A 17,223-nucleotide genomic window follows, 5' to 3' on the forward strand; every position below is an offset into this window, starting at 1 on the left:
AGTTGCACTGTGTCGACCGATAGAGAGTCGCAGCTGTTGCGACAGGCGACCAAAGCCGGCATCGATTCCCCGCTTGAACTGGCCAATTTCATGGCCCAGGCAGGGCACGAGTCGCGCGGCTTGAGCCGGCTCAACGAGAGTTTCAACTTCACCCGGGGAATCTCGCAGATCCCGGTGGAGGCTGCGTGGCGCAATGGCAACGCTGCGCTGGAGAGCGCCCGCCAGGAAGCGCTGCGTGGCCGCCCGGAAAACCTGGCCGAGCTGATGTATGGCGGGCGCATGGGCAATGATGCGCCCGGTGATGCACTGAAGTATCACGGCCGTGGCTATCTGCCGCTGGTCGGCAAGGAAAATTACGAGCGTGCCGGCAAGGCGCTGGATCTGGACCTGGTGAATCAGCCGGAGCTGGCCGCGCAGCCCGAGCACGCAGGCCGTATTGCCGTCTGGCAGTGGCAGACGCGGGTGCCGGAGGCGGCGCGCGAGGATGTGCGCGAAGCAACGCATGCGCTCAATGGCGCGCTCAATGGCATCGAGGCACGCCGGCAACGCTTCGAGGTCTGGCAACAGAAGTTGACGCCGGACGTGATGGCGCGACTGGATCGTGGCGAAGTCGGTGCGCCGGCGCAGACCGTTGCACGCGACATGTCGCATGCCGGTGAGCCCGGCAATGCGTTGTTCGAGGATGCGCGCCGGCATCTGCAGCAGCTGGGACCGCAGAGTGGGCTGCGCAGTGCACAGGAACTCGACAATACCGCTGGCGCATTGGCGTTGGGCGCGCAGAAGGCTGGCCTGTCGCGTATCGATCATCTGCTGGCCGGCAACGACGGCCGCACGTTGTTTGCGGTGCAGGGCACGCTGGGTGATCCGGCGATGCTGCGTGCGTCCGTAGACCGGGAGCAGGCCGCACAGCAGCCACTGGCGCAGAGTAGTCAGCAGCTGGCGGCCAGTGTTGCGCAGCAGGATCCGACGGCCGCGCTCGCCCGCGAGCAGGAGCAGCGTTCTCGATCCATGTAACACCTGATGCCGGCGGGCAGGGGGCCGCCGGTATTTTTACGTACGACGCGTGGCGCCCTGTGGCGCCGACATGGAAACCCAAACGTAAGGACACTACATGCGAATCGTTCCCTCGAATGCCCGGCACGCTGCTGCCCGCTGCAGTGCATCCGCGCGCCGCCTGCCGCCGCTCTGGCTGCTGTCACTTGGACTTGCCGCAGCGTCGGCACAGGCTCAGGAGACAGCGGTGCCCGTCGTGGAGGCGCCCGCCGCCGCCGAGGCGATCATTGACGCGCCTGCAGGGGCGGCGCCCGTTGCAGCACCCATGGCGGCCGAAGCCGTTGTCGCGGCGCCGGCTCCCGAAGTACCGGCTGCCGTGACACCTCCTGCGGCACCTGGGGGGGGCACGCAGCCGGCGCCGGCCGCGGACCTGGTGCCTGCGCCGGTTGCGCCCGTTGCGCCCGCAGTGGCGGCGCCTGTGGCTGCACCGCCTGCCACCGTCGAGCCAACCGTTCCGGCGGTAGCACCCGCACCGCCCGCGTTGGCCATCGTGCCGTTGCCTCCGGAACAGGCCACCGAGCGTGCACTCGGTGCCCGCTGCCCGGTGGATCTGGCCGGGCGACTGGCGACCCAGGGCGACCTGCTGATTGGCGCCTGCCAGGGCACGATGCCGGCGCATCTGGCCGCGCTGCTGGTCGCGCTGCCCGCGCAGGATATCCACCTGCCACGCGGCTGGCGCGAGCGAGAGGTACAGCAGAAGGCCTGGTTCAAGGCGGTGCCGGGCTACGGCCAGCGCCCTGATTTCATCGTGCGGATGGGCGACATCTGGGTGCGTTCGCTGGAAGGGCGTGACGCCGACAGTACGTTTTACCTGGTGTCGGCGCCGTTCACCTGCAGCGACCGGGTCGCCAACCGCGATGAGTACGGCGCGGAGCCGGTACGCGTGCCAGCGGGGGATTGCCGCGAGGCCTATGTGGCCCAGCGTGTGTACCAGGTCCGCGGGGATGCGGCGCCGCGGGATGTGACCGCCGATGCAATGCCGACGATGCCGCCGTTGACGGAGGCCGATCGTGCACGCCAGCTGTCGCGCGAAGGCCGGATCAGCCTGGACCACAGCAAGCTGCAGTACGGCCCGGCCATGCGCTGGTTCGTGCAGTACCCGGAGACCGCCCAGAAGGGTGGCCCGCGTGCGTTCAGTGATTGGAACCGCGAGCACCTGGCATTCGTGGTCTGGACCGGAGATCGCTTCGAGCTGCGCGAAAAGGTTTCGCGCAGCCAGTGGCCCTGCGACCCGGTGGCACCGGGGGATCGGGCCTGTGGCGGCTTCCCGGATTCTGGCCCGGATCTGTTTGTGACGGCCGGTACCTCCGCGCCGATGGCTGCCTCCGGTCCCTGAGCCGGAGTGCCGACGTGCAGCGGGAGCCGGAATGACCGGCTCCCGTGCAGTCCATCAGGCCTGCATGCTGCGGGTCTGGTTCTGCTGCTGCTCCAGTTGCTGGTCACGCTCAAGTGCATGGCGCTGACCGGCGGCCTGCTGGTCGATGCGCTGGCTGCTCTGCTCCAGCGGCGTGTTCATCGCCATGGCCGTGTCCACCGACACGCGCAGGTGTGCCGGGTCGCCGCCCTGGCCCTGCACCGCGAAGCTTCGCGAGGCATCGGCATTCATGACCACCTCGTCGATGCGCTTGCCGCCTGCCGCGTGCATTTCGGCGGCGAGGCTGCCCGCCAGCTGAGTACTCATCACGTCCGGCACGCGCCCGACCCGCACGTCATGAGCATGCACGCCGCGGATCGCGTCGTTGAACAACGGGTTGCCCAGGTGGTTGGCATCGTCCATGCGCAGCATGCTGGTGTGATGGCCGTTCTTCTCCGCTTCGCGGCGTGCCGGTTCACCGGGCTGCAGCGGGCCGCGGATGTGGTCGTACAGATCGATGGCGCCGCCCGGGATGCCGCGTGCCGCGCGGGTGACACCGCGACGCAGTGACTCGACGTCATCGCGGTACTCCTCGATCATCTTGGCGTTGTCTTTCGCCAGCTTCTGCGTTTCCGGATGCTTCAGCACCGAGCCTTCGTCGAGGAAGTTGCCCAGTTTGTGCGCACCGAACGAGCTGCCTGCTGCAATCAGCGGGCTGTCCGGGATCAGGGCGCGCATCGGATGGTTGCTGAAGCCGTTTGCGGCGAGTGTCTTGATTTCATCCGGCTTCGCATAGATGCGGACCTGGCCGAAATGCGGCGATGCGGCGCTGACCGGATCGGAGGCCATGACGTGGTTGATCATGGTGTTGCCGCCTTCGGGGATGCGGTAGCTGAGGCTGACCGCGCCATAGGCATTGAAGGTCTCGCCCTTGACGTTGAAATGGTGCGAGGTGATCTGGGCCAGGGCGCCGCCGAGGGAGTGGCCGGTGACGGTGACCTGGGGCGCGCGGCCTCCAAATGCAGCTTCCTGCTTCGCGAAGTCCAGCGCGCTCTTGGTCAGTGCGATGGCGTCGGGGGCCTGCACATTGGTGCGGGCAACGACCATGCCTCCGTCGGTGAGGATCGCGTCACGAGCGATCTGCTCGGTGCCGCGATGAGCGACGACGATCTCGTTGGTGTCGGTTCGCTGGTAAACCGTACCTTGGTAACCGTTGAGGCGGTTATTGACGTGATCGAGAATCTTGTATTCATGCCCGTTGATCGTGACGAGCTCTTCCTCTCCTGGCCGCCGACGACCAACAGCTCGATCCTTGTAGGCATCATTGGAAAGTGCGGCGTAGTCCTGGCTTGTGACGGTCATTGGGTGACCTCACTGGCGCTGAGGCTCATCGTGAACAACTTGCCCTGCAGTTCGGCTACATACTCGGCAGGGTCAGCCTTGCCGGTGGCAGGATAGTTCGCAGCAAGTGGCGCGCGTGGATAGGCTGCGTCCGGATAATAGAGAGTGTGGGTCTTTCCCTCGGTCAGCGGCTCAGCCTTCACGAAGGTCAGGAAGCGGGTCTCCTCTTCAGCACCCGTTGCCTTCAGCATCGCGCCTGCGCCGGTGAACTCCCATTTGCAGGTGCCACGACCGTAGTAGTCCTCATCCAGCATGCGGTCAACGTACAGCGTGCCGCGATACTCGCCCTCAGCGACCTTGCGCAGCTCCACCGGTTCCTGGCTGGTAATGCGGGCGGCAGTGCCGGTGGCGGGTTCGATGTGGCCGCACTGGTCTTCGTTGGTGACGTCGTACTGCGCCACGCCTTCGACCACCGCGAAATCGCCGGGGGCGTCCTTCAGGCGCAGTACCAGTTCATAGGCCTTGCGCGGGCTGGGGTTGAGCTTGGCGAGGCCGCGCCCACCCTGGGCGACATCGGCTTCGGCAGCGGCACGTTCCTGGTTCATGGCGGTCTCCGGGTTGCAGGCGGTCAATAGAAGCAGAGCAAGGCACGGGATCATCTTGTGGCGCAATGTCGGCCTCCTTGGGGGTAGGGATGGTTGAACTGGCAGCTCATGGCGCGAGTTTCTGCACAGTGGTGGTGATTGAGAACAGCGCATCGCGAAGATCGGTGCGATAGCTGGAAGGATCTTCCTCGCCGCTCGCTCCGTATCCATTGATCTCATCGATCTGCGGGTAATCGGCGCGTGGGTAGAAGCGCGTCAACGGGTTCCCCGCGTTCATGCGTTCCTTGTTGATGAAGGTCAGGAATCGCGTATCCGCTTCGCCGGTGGTGGCGCGCAACATCGCGCCGACGCCCGTCAGAGCCCAGTGGCACGTGCCGCGCCCGTAGTACTCCTCGTCCTGCATACGGTCCAGGTAGAAAGTGCCGCGGTATTCGTTCTCACCGACCTTGCGTAGCTCGACGGGTTCCTGGCTGGTGATGCGCCCTGCAGTACCTGTCGCAGGCAGGATCCGACCACAATCTGCGTAGTTGCTGACGTCGTACTGGGCCACGCCCTCAACGATCGCGAACGGACCCGGCGCGTCCTTCAGTGTCAGCACCAGCTCATAGGCCTGCTTCGGTGCGGGATTGAGCTTGGCCAGGCCGCGTCCACCCGCGGCGACATCGCGCTCTGCGTCTGCGTAAGGCGAGCACGCCGCCAGTGCCAGCAGCAGGGTCGCCGGCACCCAGTATCGTGCGCTGCGCGATGGCGTTGTCGCGCTCAAGGCGTGTTCCTGCATCGTGCATCCATGTCCATATATCCTTCCCTGGTGACAGGTTTCCCGATTATGGGGTGCCCGGGAAACCCGGCGCCAGCCGCGAGCGGGCATGGGTGCCAGAAATTTGACGCATTCAGGATTGGGCGGTGGTGTGGAAGCGCTTGCGGCACAGTCGATTTGCCGGCATCGGAACGACTGCGCACCGCATTCGACATTCTGCCGCCGTTCTGTGACATCGATCATTAATTCACGCGATCATCACCAAGCGAAGTCTTTCACCATGAACTACACGATCCGCCCCGAATCCACTGCCGACCACGCCGTCATCCATGCGCTCACCGAAGCTGCCTTCCGCCAAGCCCCGCACAGCAGCCACACAGAGCAGTTCATCGTCGATGCGCTGCGTTCGCGTGGTGAACTGAGCATTTCGCTGGTTGCCGAAGCCCAAGGCCAGGTGGTCGGACACATTGCGCTGTCGCCGGTCACCATCAGCGATGGAAGCACAGGCTGGTTCGGCCTTGGCCCGATCTCGGTGCTGCCCGCGTGGCAGGGGCAGGGCATTGGCGCGGCGCTGATGCGCGCGGCACTCGACGCGCTGCGTGGACTGGGCGCACAGGGTTGCGTGCTGCTGGGCGAGCCGGCGTATTACGGCCGCTTCGGCTTCCGTGCCGAGCCAGGCCTGGTGCTGCCGGGTGTGCCTGCGGAGTACTTCCAGGCGCTCTGCCTGCAGCCTCCGCTGGCGCAGGGCGAGGTGCAGTACTCGCCGGCCTTCGAGGCGACGGCCTGATCCAGGGCGAGCGCGTGCCCGTCAGGGCGCGCGCCAGACGGTCGGTTCGGGTTGTGGCTTTGGAATGCGATAACCGCCGATGTGTTCAAGCAGTTCATTGGTGCGACGTTGTTCCGCCAGTACCTCACGCAGCAGGCTGCGCACAGCGAAGATGGCAAATGGCACCAGGATCCAGACCAGGCTGATGCCCAGCGCAAACAGGGTCAACAGGGCTTTTGCACCATCCATGCACGGCGTTCCTTGATCGAAGGCAGCCACGCTAGCACGCGGTTGCGGCCGACAGATGTCAGCCGTTATGCCGAAGATGGATCAGTGGATACGCACGCCCCTGCGAATCGAGCGGTGAGCGACCGGTTTCGACGAAGCCCATGCGCAGATAGAAGCCCACGGCCTGCGCGTTCTGTGCGTTGACGTCGGTGCTCAGCTGTGGGCACAGGGTCAACGCGTGCTGCAACAGTTGGCGACCAACCCCGGTGCCACGCACGTCCGGGTCAATGAACAGCGCTTCCATGTGGGTGCCGTCGATCAGCATGAATCCGAGGGGGCGATCCTGTGCGTCGACAGCAACGGTCATCGGCGCCTGCGGCAGGAAACCGGCCACTTCGGCATCGATGGCCTGGCGGTCTTCGGCACTGAGGAAGTCGTGGGTGGCGTCGACGGCACGACGCCAGAGGTCGACGAGGGCGGCGCCCTCGTCGGCGCGCGAGGGGCGCAGGGTGGTCATGGGTTCACCAAGGTGCTTCGTAAGAGGGGGAAGTATGAGGCCTTCCGATGGCGTCTGCAGGTGGGGATTCATTCCACGTTGCGATGGCGGATGAAAGGGCTGTGGGCGGTCGCTTCCGCGCGCAGCGCCACACCCCCGTCAAAATCCCCGCTGTCGTTGAAGGGTACGCTCGGCCATTGTCGCCAGCCTGCCAGCCGTTCGCGGTAGTCGCTGGTGGCCGCCGCCAGTGCCGCATCGTGCGCCTGCACCCGATCCGCTGGCAGCCCGGAACGCACGCCATGCACCACGAACGGTTCCATCACCTCGAAGCCGACGTAGCGCAGGCTGTACATCAACGGCCACAGCAGCAACCGGGTGTCGCCCTCGCGGCCATCCGCCGCGCATGCCCGCGCCGACGAGCCGGTGGTGACGCTCAGCAACGCACGCTTGCCCTGCATCACGCCGCGCTCGTGGCGGTGCCGGCTGTTGTACATCGGCCCGTAGACGAGCACGCGGTCCAGCCAGCCCTTCAGCATGGCCGGAGCCGCGAACCACCACAGCGGAAACTGCAGGATCAGCAGGTCGGTGGCCCGCAGCAGCTGCAGATGGCGCTGCACCTCGGCGGGCAGCTGTCCCTGCTCAGCGCTGTGCCGCTGTTCGCGTTGGGCGTCGAAGTGGTCGGGATGCAGGCGATGCGGATGGTGGTCAGCCGCTTCCAGCGGATCGAAGCGATCCGCATACAGGTCGATCACGTCCACCTGCAGGTTCTCATGCCGCAGCTGCTCGGCGGCCTGCGCGGCCAGATGTGCATTGAACGAGCGGGGCTCGGGGTGGGCAAGCAGGATCAGGGCGCGCATGGGGCGAGGGGCTCATGGAGTGTGCGACCATCCTCGCGATGCCGGCCTGCCCCGGCAATTACGCACCTTGAGGTAACCATGGCCTGTCCCGGAGACGTGTATGCCGCCGACTGCTCCGCACGCGATGCGCTTGCGCTGATTTCAGGCAAGTGGGTGATGCTGCTGCTGCCGGCATTGGCGCAGGGCCCGCTTCGTAACGGCGTGTTGCTGCGGAAGATCGAAGGTATCTCGCAGAAGGTGTTGACCCAGACCCTGCGACAGCTGGAGCGCAATGGCCTGGTCGAGCGTTGCGAACGGGGCAGCAGGCCGCTGCATGTGGAGTACCGGTTGACCGAGGTTGCGCGCGGCCTGGTCGACACGCTGGCTGCCCTGGACCGCTGGGCCGAGCACAACTTTCCTGTGCTGGACGCCGCCCGTGAGCGCTTCGACGCGCGTTAGCGGCGCCTGCACGACCCCGGGGCGTACAATGCGGCCCCGGCGGCCATCCTGGCCCAGTTGAAAAGCGAGAACCGCCATGACCGATGTCCTGGGTGTACCGGTGCACGACGCCGATGAACACTGGATGCGCCATGCACTGGCCTTGGCCGAGCGCGCACAGCGTGACTTTGACGAGATCCCGGTTGGCGCGGTGCTGGTAAGCGCCGATGGCCAGCTGCTGGGCGAGGGCTGGAACCTCAATATTGCCTCGCACGATCCCAGCGCGCATGCCGAGATCGTGGCCATGCGGGCAGGGGGGAAGCTGCTGGCCAACCATCGCCTGCTGGGCAGCACCCTGTACGTGACCCTGGAGCCGTGCGCGATGTGCGCGATGGCGGTCGTGCATGCACGGGTATCGCGCTTGGTCTACGGCGCCAGCGATCCAAAGACCGGTGCGTGCGGCAGCGTGTTCGACCTGCTCGGTGATGCCCGCCACAACCACCGGGTCGAGATCCACGGCGGGGTGCTGGCCAAGGAAGCCAGCACGCGCCTGACCAATTACTTCCGTGCCAAGCGCGGCAAGCCGCCGCTGCTGCTGGAAGACCATGTCGGCGAGGGCTGAGGGGCGAACGGGTATGATGGGCGCCTCTTTCCTTCACCGGTAGGCCGCGCGCCTGCCCAGCAACGAGGCGACACAATGGCGGACACCGGCGCGGCCAACGAACGACTTATCTGGATCGACCTGGAAATGACCGGGTTGGACACCGACAACGATTCGATCATCGAGATCGCCACCGTGGTCACCGACGCCCAGCTCAACGTGCTGGCCGAAGGTCCGGAATTCGCCATCCATCATCCGCTGGAAACGCTGGAGGCGATGGACGAGTGGAACCGCAACCAGCATCGCCGTTCGGGCCTGTGGCAGCGCGTGGTGGACAGCACCACCACCCTTGGCCAGGCCGAGGCGCAGACGGTGAACTTCCTGGCACAGTGGATTCCGGCAGGCCTGTCGCCGATGTGCGGCAACTCGATCTGCCAGGACCGCCGCTTCCTGCACCGCCAGATGCCGCGCCTGGAGAAGTACTTCCACTACCGCAACCTGGACGTGTCCACGGTGAAGGAACTGGCCAAGCGCTGGGCGCCGAGCGTGGCCGCCGGTGTGGGCAAGAACAGCAACCACACCGCCCTCAGCGACGTGCACGACTCCATCGCCGAGCTGCGCCACTACCGCCAGTTCATGGGGGCGCTGTCGGGCTTGCCGGTTGCCTGATGCTGTCACTCGTTGGGGTCGGATCCCTTTCCGGCGGAAAGGACTCTGATCCCTCTGTCGTGCCCCGCGACGAACCGTTCAACTCCCTGGCGCTAAGATCGGCGCCATGAACGAGCCGATCCTGCTCCCCCGCGACATCGCCCACGACGCCCGCGACTGGTCCGACCTGCAGCGGGCGGTGGCCCTGCTGGAAGCGCCGACCCTGACCGCGCGCATGGCCAACCTGGTCGGCACGCCGCTGGAGTTCGCGGTGAAGGCGCTGCCCAGCTCGGTCTCCAATCGCATCCATGGCGCCGTGCAGGCGGCACTGTCCAAGTCCGCGCAGGCCGCGCTGTGGAGCATGGACAACACGCCGGGCAAAGGCGCTTCAACCCGTTGGCACAAACTGGCGGCGGCCACCTCCGGCGCGGTCGGCGGGGCGTTCGGCTTCGCGGCCTTGTTCATCGAGCTGCCGGTGTCGACCACCATCATGATGCGCGCGGTGGCCGACGTGGCCCGCAGCGAGGGCTTCGACCTGTCCGAGTTCAGCACCCGCCAGGCCTGCCTGGAGGTATTCGCGCTGGGTGGCAACTCGCCGCGTGATGACGCCAGCGAGACCGGTTACTACCTGGCCCGCGGCTTCACCACCGACGTGATGCGGCATCTGTCGGCCGAACTGGCCGGGCGTGTGGTGACCGGCCGTGACCTGACCCTGGGCGTGGCGCCGAAGGAAGCCGGCAAGCTGCTGGCGAAGATGGTGGAGAAGGTGGCGGCGCGTTTCGGCGTAGTGGTCACCGAGAAATTCGCCGCGCAGGCGGTGCCGATTGTCGGTGCCGCTGCCGGGGCAACGCTCAATACCATGTTCACCGACTACTACCAGGACATGGCGCGTGGCCACTTCATCGTGCGCCGGCTGGAGCTGAAGTACGGGGAAGATGTGGTGCGCACCTGCTATGACCGGGTGGCACATGGTGGCGTGTTGATCGAGCCGACGCTGTAACCGGCTTTGGGGTCGCTTTTGGGGTCAGAGCCCTTTGCGTTGCCAAGGGATCCGACCCCTGGGCAGGCCATCCTTGCCTGCCGGGCACAACTGTTTTGCCACGACACGCCTGTTGCCTTTCGCAGGCGGTCCCCATTCTTGCTGGCACTCCCCCTGCAAGAGATGTCCGCCATGTTGTTCACCTCCCACCGTCTGGGCCCGCTGACCCTGCCCAACCGCATCGTGATGCCGCCGATGACCCGCTCGCGTGCGGCTGCCGGCAACGTTGCCACCGCCGAGATGGCGACCTATTACGCGCAGCGTGCCGGCGCGGGCCTGATTGTCAGCGAAGGCACCCAGATCAGCGCGCAGGGCCAGGGCTATGCCTGGACCCCGGGCATCCACAGTGCCGAGCAGGTGCAGGGCTGGCGGCAGGTGACCGATGCGGTGCACGCTTCCGGTGGCCGCATCTACGCGCAGCTGTGGCACGTCGGCCGCGTCTCGCATGTGGCCCTGCAGCCCGATGGCGCAGCGCCGGTGTCGTCGTCGGCGTTGCTGGCCGAAGGCGTGAAGGTGTTTGTTGACCCCACGGGCGCAGGCCCGGAAGCGGGCGTGGGCGAGATGATCCAGCATTCGATGCCGCGCGCGCTGCGCGAGGACGAGATCCCGGGCATCGTCGCCGATTACGCGCAGGCCGCGCGCAATGCGCTGGAGGCAGGCTTCGACGGCGTCGAACTGCATGGCGCCAACGGCTACCTGATCAACCAGTTCATCGATTCGCAGGCCAACCAGCGTACCGATGGCTATGGTGGTTCGCTGCAGAATCGGCTGCGTTTCCTGCGCGAAGTGGTGCAGGCGGTAGTGGCAGTGGCCGGCGGTGATCGCGTTGGCGTGCGCCTGGCGCCGCTGACCACGCTGCAGGGTGCGGTGGACGATACGCCGCAGGCGACCTATCTGGCCGCTGCACACCTGCTCGGCGAGCTGGGCGTGGGCTACCTGCACATTGCCGAAGCCGATTGGGAGGATGCGCCGGTGATGCCGGTGGCGTTCAAGCAGGCGCTGCGCATGGTCTACCCGGGCACGCTGATCTATGCCGGCAAGTACACCGCCGAGCGCGCCGATCAGGCGCTGGCCGAAGGCTGGGCCGACCTGATCGGGTTCGGCCGGCCGTTCATTGCCAACCCGGATCTGCCTGAGCGCCTGCGTACGGGTGCGTCGCTCAATCCGCCGGATCGTGCGAGGTTCTTCGGCGGTGGCGCGGAGGGCTTCACCGATTACCCGGTACTGGAAGAGGTTGCCGAGGCCTGATGACGGGTATGCCGGCCGCTGGCCGGCAGCCCGGGGATGGAGTCGGTTGGGTGGGTGCCGACCGTTGGTGGGCACGACCGGGATGGATCAGGGCTTGTCGCGCACCAGCGCATCCGCCTCAACCACGCCGCCATCCTTGCCATGCAGGTACAGGTGCATGTCCTGCTGCGGATACGGAATGTTGATGCCGGCCTTGTCATAGCCCAGCTTCAGCTGCTCCAGCAGCGTCACCTTGGTGCCGAACCAGTCGGCTGACTTCACGTAGCAGCGGATGCCGAGGTTGATCGCGTGCGCGCCGAGTTCGTACACCACCACGTCCGGTGCTGGCGTCTGCAGCACGCGTGGGTCGGCCTTCATCAGTGCCAGCGCGGTATCGCGTGCCAGCTGGATGTCGTCCTCGTAACCGATGCCGATCACCAGTTCGACGCGGCGCGTCGGTTCGGCGGTCAGGTTGATGATCGGCGCGGCGGTGATCAGCGTGTTCGGGATGGTCGTGTGCTGGTTGTCGGCACCGGTAAGCACGGTCTGGAAGATGCGCACTTCGCGGACCGTGCCGGTCTGCCCGGCCACGGTCACTACGTCGCCGACACGGAACGGGCGCAGCGTCACCAGCATCACGCCCGAGGCGATGTTGGACAGCGAATCCTTCAATGCCAGGCCGACCGCCAGGCCAGCGGTACCGAGCACGGCCAGCAGCGGGGTGATCTGCACGCCCAGCGTGCCGATGGCGAGTACCACCACAATCACCAGTGATGCGGCGTAGACCACGTTGCGCAGGAAACTGCCCAGCATCGGGTCCACGCCCATGCGCGCGGTCGCGCGCGGCATCGCGTTGGACAGACGACGTGCCACCCACATGCCGACCAGCAGCACCACGATGGCAGCAAGCAACGGCACGCCATAGGTTTCCAGCAGGCGTTCCCAGTCGAGTGAGTGAAACCAGGGCGTTGCGGCGGGAGTGGCGGGTGCTGCGGCGGCGATCATGCGGACATCCTTTGCTGCTAAGGGCAGGGCGTGCGTGCACGCCAGAAACACGAAGCCCCGCAGAGGCGGGGCTTGCGTGCAGCAGCAGTATGGGCTGACGCCGATGAACACGACGTCAGCCTGCGGCGGTCAGTGCATCAGCCGTTGGCCTTCAGCTTGGCCAGGCGCAGCCAGGTATCGACGACGGTGTCCGGGTTCAGCGACACCGACTCGATGCCTTCCTGCATCAGCCACTCGGCCAGATCCGGGTGATCGGACGGGCCCTGGCCGCAGATGCCGACGTACTTGCCCTTGGCGCGCGCAGCCTTGATGGCCATCGACAGCAGCTTCTTGACCGCCGGGTTACGTTCGTCGAACAGGTGCGCCACGATCGACGAATCGCGGTCCAGGCCCAGGGTCAGCTGGGTCAGATCGTTGGAGCCGATCGAGAAGCCATCGAAGATCTCCAGGAACTCATCGGCAAGCAGTGCGTTGGACGGCACTTCGCACATCATGATGATCTTCAGGCCATTCTCGCCCTGCTTCAGGCCGTTCTGTTCCAGCACCTCGATGACCTTGCGGCCTTCTTCCAGGGTGCGCACGAACGGAATCATGACCCACAGGTTGTCCAGGCCCATCTCGTTGCGCACGCGCAGCACGGCCTTGCACTCCAGCGCAAAGGCGGCCGAGAAGCTCGGATCGACGTAACGGCTGGCGCCGCGGAAGCCGATCATCGGGTTCTCTTCGTGCGGCTCGTAGTTGCTGCCGCCGATCAGGTTGGCGTACTCGTTGGACTTGAAGTCCGACAGGCGCACGATCACGGCATTCGGTGCAACCGAGGCGGTGAGGGTGGCGATGCCTTCGGCCAGGCGGTCCACGTAGAAGCTGACCGGATCACCGTAACCGGCGATCTTCTCGTCGATCTTCTTCTTGGTCGCCGCGTCCTGGCGGTCGTATTCCAGCAGCGCGTTCGGGTGGATGCCGATGTGGCTGGCGATGATCATTTCCAGGCGGGCCAGGCCGATGCCGGCGTTCGGCAGCTGGCCGAAGTCGAAGGCACGTTCCGGGTTGGCCACGTTCATCATGATCTTCAGCGGTGCCGGCGGCATGTTGCCCAGATCGGTGGTGGTGCGCTCGAAGCCGAGCTTGCCTTCGTAGATGAAGCCGGTATCGCCTTCAGCGCAGCTGACCGTGACCAGCTGGCCATCTTCGATGACCTTGGTGGCGTTGCCTGAACCAACCACCGCCGGCACGCCCAGCTCGCGCGCGATGATCGCGGCGTGGCAGGTACGGCCACCGCGGTTGGTGACGATGGCTGAAGCGCGCTTCATCACCGGTTCCCAGTCCGGGTCGGTCATGTCGGCGATCAGCACGTCGCCCGGCTGCACGCGGTTCATGTCGTCCAGCGTCTTCACCACGCGGGCCACGCCCGAACCGATCTTGGCGCCGACGGCACGGCCTTCGGCCAGCACGGTGCCGCCCTTTTCGGTCAGCGCGAAGCGCTCGATCTGGGTGGCGTGGCTGCGCGACTTCACCGTTTCCGGGCGCGCCTGCACGATGAACAGCTTGCCGCTGACACCGTCCTTGGCCCACTCGATATCCATCGGGCGGCCGTAGTGCTTTTCGATGACCAGCGCCTGCTTGGACAGTTCCTGCACGTCCTCGTCGCTGATCGAGAAGGTGGTGCGCAGTTCGACCGGGGTATCCTCGATCTTCACGCGCTCACCGGGGACATCCGAATACACCATGCGGATCGCCTTGCTGCCGAGCGAGCGGCGCAGGATCGCCGGCTTGCCGGCCTGCAGGGTGGGCTTGTAGACGTAGTACTCGTCCGGGTTCACCGCACCCTGCACGACCATTTCGCCAAGGCCGAACGAGGAGGTGACGAACACCACGTCGCGGAAGCCGGACTCGGTGTCCAGGGTGAACAGCACGCCGGAAGAACCGACGCCCGAACGCACCATCAGCTGCACGCCGGCGGACAGGAACACGTCCTCGTGCTTGAAGCCGTGGTGCACGCGGTAGGCGATGGCGCGGTCGTTGTACAGCGAGGCGAACACTTCCTTGACCTTGTGCACGACGTCGTCGGCACCGGTGACGTTGAGGAAGGTCTCCTGCTGGCCGGCGAAGGACGCATCCGGCAGATCCTCGGCGGTGGCCGACGAACGCACGGCAACGGCCACGTCGCCACCGCCGTTGTCGGCGCTCAGCTTGGCGTAGGCGGTGCGGATGTCCTGGTCCAGCTGCGGCTGCAGCGGGGCATCGATCACCCAGGTGCGGATTTCCTTGCCGGCCGCGGTCAACGCGTTGACGTCCTCGACGTCCAGCGTGGCCAGCTTGTCGAAGATGCGCTTGGACAGATCGTTGTGCGCGATGAAGTCCTTGAAGGCTTCAGCGGTGGTGGCATAACCGCCCGGCACCGAAACGCCCAGACCGGCCAGGTTGCCGATCATCTCGCCCAGCGACGAATTCTTGCCGCCTACGCGGGCCAGATCGGCCAGACGCAGTTCGTGCAACCACAGGATGTTCTCGTTCAAGCGCGATGCTCCGTTTGGCCATCGCCCGAGGCGGGCTGAGTGGCCGCGTCCGTAGGAAGAAGCCGATATGATGCCGGGCAGAGCACCGTCGGCACAAGCTTGTGCTGGCGGCCTTTTTAAGCTTCGTAGGGGGTAAAAGCGCGCATGTCGACCATCCGTCCGGTGTTCTACGTTTCCGATGGAACCGGTATCACCGCTGAAACCATTGGGCATAGCCTCCTCACCCAGTTCTCCGGGTTCAGCTTCATTACCGACCGGATGTCGTTTGTCGACGACCCCGAAAAAGCGCGTGAAGCCTGTGCCCGGATCCAGGCGGCGGGGGAGCGGTACCAGGTCCGGCCGATCGTGGTGAACTCCTGCGTCGACCAGAGCCTGAGCCTGATCCTGGCCGACAGCGGGGCACTGATGCTGGATGTGTTTGCGCCGTTCATCGAGCCACTGGAGCGTGAACTGGCCAGTCCGCGCCTGGCCCGGGTCGGCCAGGCCCACGGCATGGTCGATTTCGACACCTATCACCGCCGCATCAATGCGATGAACTTCGCGCTGACCCACGACGACGGCATTGCGGTGAACTATGACGACGCCGACGTGATCCTGGTGGCGGTGTCGCGCGCCGGCAAGACGCCCACCTGCATCTACCTGGCCCTGCATTACGGGGTGCGCGCGGCCAACTACCCGCTGACCGACGAGGACCTGGAAAGCGACCGCCTGCCGCCGCGCCTGCGCAACTACCGGCGCAAGCTGTTCGGCCTGACCATCGACCCGGACCGCCTGCAGCAGATCCGCCAGGAGCGCCGCCCGAACTCGCGCTACGCCAACCTGGACACCTGCAAGCGCGAGGTGGCCGCGGCCGAGGTGATGTTCCAGATGGAGCGGATCCCGACCCTGAGCACTACCCATACCTCGATCGAGGAGATCTCCAGCAAGGTGCTGGCCACGCTGGGGCTGCAGCGCGAGCTGTATTGAGGCGCGCGCCCAGTGGATGCTGGGCCCTGTCGAGCCGAGCCCACGCTCGGCTGCCTTTCGGCCAGAACCAGGTGGCCCAGCCGAGCATGGGCTCGACGCTACAGCGGTGACAGCGACCGGCGGGTTGGCTGTGCCTCGAACCGCCCCCACGTTGAAGCACCAACGTGTAGGATCGACCCGTGGCCCGAGCCTTGCCCCGTACCGAACGCATTCCCCGCCTGAGCCGGTTGAGCTGGCTCATGGGCCTGTACGCGGAAAACTACCGCCATCTGGTGCGCCTGTTCGAACCGGCCGGACTGGCGGCGGGCAGCTACATTTCCTCGATCGGCGACGGCCTGGACGTGCGCCTGGACGTGATCGAGTGCCACCGCTACACGGTGGAGCTGCGCTTGACCTACGATCTGGCCGACCCGGTCACCGGCGAACCGGATCCGTCGGCCTATGTGCGCCTGTACCGTGACGCGCGCCAGGCCGAGACCACCCATTGCTACGTCGGCCGCCGCTGGCAGGACACCATGGGCCTTTACCCGCCGCCAGCGGAGCTGATCAGCCACCGCATGCGGATGAACACCTTCCTTGGCAAGTGGCTGGAATACCTGGCCGAGCGCGGCCACGGCGTGGCCACCCTGCGCCGTGATCCCGATGGCGCGGATACGCCTGCCGAACGCCGCCTGTCGCTGGTGCGCTGATCGGCCATAATCCACGGCTGACCTGCCGCTGGATGCTGCCTCATGCCGTATACCCCGATCGTCGCCACCCTGGGCTACGTGCTGTCGCCTGATCGTCGCCAGGTGCTGATGATCCATCGCAATACCCGCCCCGGTGACCAGCACCTGGGCAAGTACAACGGCCTGGGCGGCAAGATCGAGGCGGACGAGGACGTGGCCGCCAGCATGCGCCGCGAGATCCAGGAAGAGGCCGGCATCGACTGCACTGGCATGCGCCTGCGCGGCACCCTCAGCTGGCCGGGCTTCGGCAAGCACGGCGAGGACTGGCTGGGCTTCGTGTTCGTCATCGATACCTTCGAAGGTACCCCGCACGGCGGCAACCACGAAGGCACGCTGGAATGGGTCGACCTGGAAAAGCTGGACACGCTGCCGATGTGGGAGGGCGACCGCAACTTCCTGCCGCTGGTGTTCGACGCCGACCCGCGCCCGTTCCACGGAGTGATGCCGTACAAGGACGGGCGCATGGTCAGCTGGTCCTACAGCCGCCTGTGAACCAGGGAATCGGGTCGGTGCCAACCATTCCGGTGGGTGCCAACCTTGGTGGGCACGCTCTCCCCGTATTATTAATACCCGGGTGATATTGACGGGCGCAAATTACCCGGGCAATATTTGTGCATCA

19 protein-coding genes are annotated in these 17,223 nt (G+C 65.9%); 11 read left to right on the plus strand and 8 right to left on the minus strand.

Annotated features, from left to right (window positions below):
* Positions 1-9: 9 nt before the first annotated feature.
* Together V3B41_RS00300 and V3B41_RS00305 are read left to right on the plus strand one after the other, a co-directional pair.
* Complete coding sequence (locus V3B41_RS00300; RefSeq protein ID WP_295548726.1) at positions 10-1,014, plus strand: XVIPCD domain-containing protein; 1,005 nt, start codon at positions 10-12, stop codon at positions 1,012-1,014.
* A 457-nt stretch (positions 1,015-1,471) separates the two neighbouring features.
* Positions 1,472-2,389: a hypothetical protein gene (locus V3B41_RS00305; RefSeq protein ID WP_295548723.1), complete on the plus strand. Its 918-nt coding sequence runs from the start codon at positions 1,472-1,474 to the stop codon at positions 2,387-2,389.
* 54 nt (positions 2,390-2,443) lie between these two features.
* On the opposite strand, the gene V3B41_RS00310 is transcribed toward V3B41_RS00305, so the two are convergent.
* The 3 genes from V3B41_RS00310 to V3B41_RS00320 are packed head-to-tail and all read right to left on the minus strand — an operon-like array spanning position 2,444 to position 5,131.
* Positions 2,444-3,769, minus strand: coding sequence for an XVIPCD domain-containing protein (locus V3B41_RS00310; RefSeq protein ID WP_295548721.1), 1,326 nt, complete (start codon positions 3,767-3,769; stop codon positions 2,444-2,446).
* Entirely contained in the window at positions 3,766-4,419 is a 654-nt protein-coding gene (locus tag V3B41_RS00315; protein ID WP_295548719.1) for a hypothetical protein, read from the minus strand. The genes V3B41_RS00310 and V3B41_RS00315 overlap by 4 nt, the downstream gene beginning before the upstream one ends.
* Positions 4,420-4,459: 40 nt before the next feature.
* Positions 4,460-5,131, minus strand: coding sequence for a hypothetical protein (locus V3B41_RS00320; protein ID WP_329859563.1), 672 nt, complete (start codon positions 5,129-5,131; stop codon positions 4,460-4,462).
* 259 nt (positions 5,132-5,390) lie between these two features.
* On the opposite strand from V3B41_RS00320, the gene V3B41_RS00325 reads away from it, so the two are divergent.
* Positions 5,391-5,897, plus strand: a complete 507-nt coding sequence (locus V3B41_RS00325) for an N-acetyltransferase (RefSeq protein ID WP_197650386.1) — start codon at positions 5,391-5,393, stop codon at positions 5,895-5,897.
* A 21-nt stretch (positions 5,898-5,918) separates the two neighbouring features.
* On the opposite strand, the gene V3B41_RS00330 is transcribed toward V3B41_RS00325, so the two are convergent.
* From V3B41_RS00330 to V3B41_RS00340, 3 genes are all read right to left on the minus strand, one after another.
* The gene (locus V3B41_RS00330) at positions 5,919-6,125 is read right to left on the minus strand and encodes a hypothetical protein (protein ID WP_106549104.1); all 207 of its coding nucleotides are present in this window, start codon (positions 6,123-6,125) and stop codon (positions 5,919-5,921) included.
* Positions 6,126-6,183: 58 nt separating this feature from the next.
* Positions 6,184-6,621 (minus strand): acetyltransferase, encoded by a 438-nt coding sequence (locus tag V3B41_RS00335; RefSeq protein WP_197619816.1) that lies wholly within the window; start codon positions 6,619-6,621, stop codon positions 6,184-6,186.
* A gap of 68 nt (positions 6,622-6,689) precedes the next feature.
* A complete protein-coding gene (locus V3B41_RS00340) occupies positions 6,690-7,457 on the minus strand; it encodes an NAD(P)H-dependent oxidoreductase (RefSeq protein ID WP_197619817.1) in 768 nt (255 codons plus the stop codon).
* Between the two features lie 78 nt (positions 7,458-7,535).
* On the opposite strand from V3B41_RS00340, the gene V3B41_RS00345 reads away from it, so the two are divergent.
* The 5 genes from V3B41_RS00345 to V3B41_RS00365 all read left to right on the plus strand — a co-directional run bounded on the left by V3B41_RS00345 (position 7,536) and on the right by V3B41_RS00365 (position 11,410).
* Positions 7,536-7,895: a helix-turn-helix domain-containing protein gene (locus tag V3B41_RS00345; RefSeq protein ID WP_049429669.1), complete on the plus strand. Its 360-nt coding sequence runs from the start codon at positions 7,536-7,538 to the stop codon at positions 7,893-7,895.
* A 76-nt stretch (positions 7,896-7,971) separates the two neighbouring features.
* Positions 7,972-8,496, plus strand: coding sequence for a tRNA adenosine(34) deaminase TadA (tadA, locus tag V3B41_RS00350; RefSeq protein WP_100443812.1), 525 nt, complete (start codon positions 7,972-7,974; stop codon positions 8,494-8,496).
* Between the two features lie 75 nt (positions 8,497-8,571).
* Entirely contained in the window at positions 8,572-9,144 is a 573-nt protein-coding gene (orn, locus tag V3B41_RS00355) for an oligoribonuclease (protein WP_071227609.1), read from the plus strand.
* Between the two features lie 106 nt (positions 9,145-9,250).
* On the plus strand, positions 9,251-10,123 hold the full coding sequence (locus V3B41_RS00360; protein ID WP_014647556.1) for an EcsC family protein: 873 nt from the start codon (positions 9,251-9,253) through the stop codon (positions 10,121-10,123).
* Between the two features lie 171 nt (positions 10,124-10,294).
* Positions 10,295-11,410: an alkene reductase gene (locus V3B41_RS00365; protein ID WP_197650389.1), complete on the plus strand. Its 1,116-nt coding sequence runs from the start codon at positions 10,295-10,297 to the stop codon at positions 11,408-11,410.
* Positions 11,411-11,497: 87 nt separating this feature from the next.
* Here the strand turns inward: V3B41_RS00365 and V3B41_RS00370 are convergent, their stop codons facing one another.
* Positions 11,498-12,394, minus strand: coding sequence for a mechanosensitive ion channel domain-containing protein (locus V3B41_RS00370; RefSeq protein WP_329859571.1), 897 nt, complete (start codon positions 12,392-12,394; stop codon positions 11,498-11,500).
* Positions 12,395-12,531: 137 nt separating this feature from the next.
* Positions 12,532-14,910, minus strand: coding sequence for a phosphoenolpyruvate synthase (gene ppsA / locus V3B41_RS00375; RefSeq protein ID WP_329859573.1), 2,379 nt, complete (start codon positions 14,908-14,910; stop codon positions 12,532-12,534).
* Between the two features lie 144 nt (positions 14,911-15,054).
* Between ppsA and V3B41_RS00380 the strand changes: the two genes are divergently transcribed.
* The 3 genes from V3B41_RS00380 to V3B41_RS00390 all read left to right on the plus strand — a co-directional run bounded on the left by V3B41_RS00380 (position 15,055) and on the right by V3B41_RS00390 (position 17,096).
* Positions 15,055-15,876, plus strand: a complete 822-nt coding sequence (locus V3B41_RS00380) for a pyruvate, water dikinase regulatory protein (protein WP_006452040.1) — start codon at positions 15,055-15,057, stop codon at positions 15,874-15,876.
* A gap of 179 nt (positions 15,877-16,055) precedes the next feature.
* Positions 16,056-16,565: a DUF1249 domain-containing protein gene (locus tag V3B41_RS00385; protein WP_049429665.1), complete on the plus strand. Its 510-nt coding sequence runs from the start codon at positions 16,056-16,058 to the stop codon at positions 16,563-16,565.
* Between the two features lie 42 nt (positions 16,566-16,607).
* Positions 16,608-17,096 (plus strand): NUDIX domain-containing protein, encoded by a 489-nt coding sequence (locus tag V3B41_RS00390; protein WP_197632124.1) that lies wholly within the window; start codon positions 16,608-16,610, stop codon positions 17,094-17,096.
* Positions 17,097-17,223 lie beyond the last annotated feature (127 nt).

The organism is Stenotrophomonas sp. SMYL89, from assembly GCF_036319985.1.
Taxonomy (GTDB): domain Bacteria; phylum Pseudomonadota; class Gammaproteobacteria; order Xanthomonadales; family Xanthomonadaceae; genus Stenotrophomonas; species Stenotrophomonas maltophilia_Q.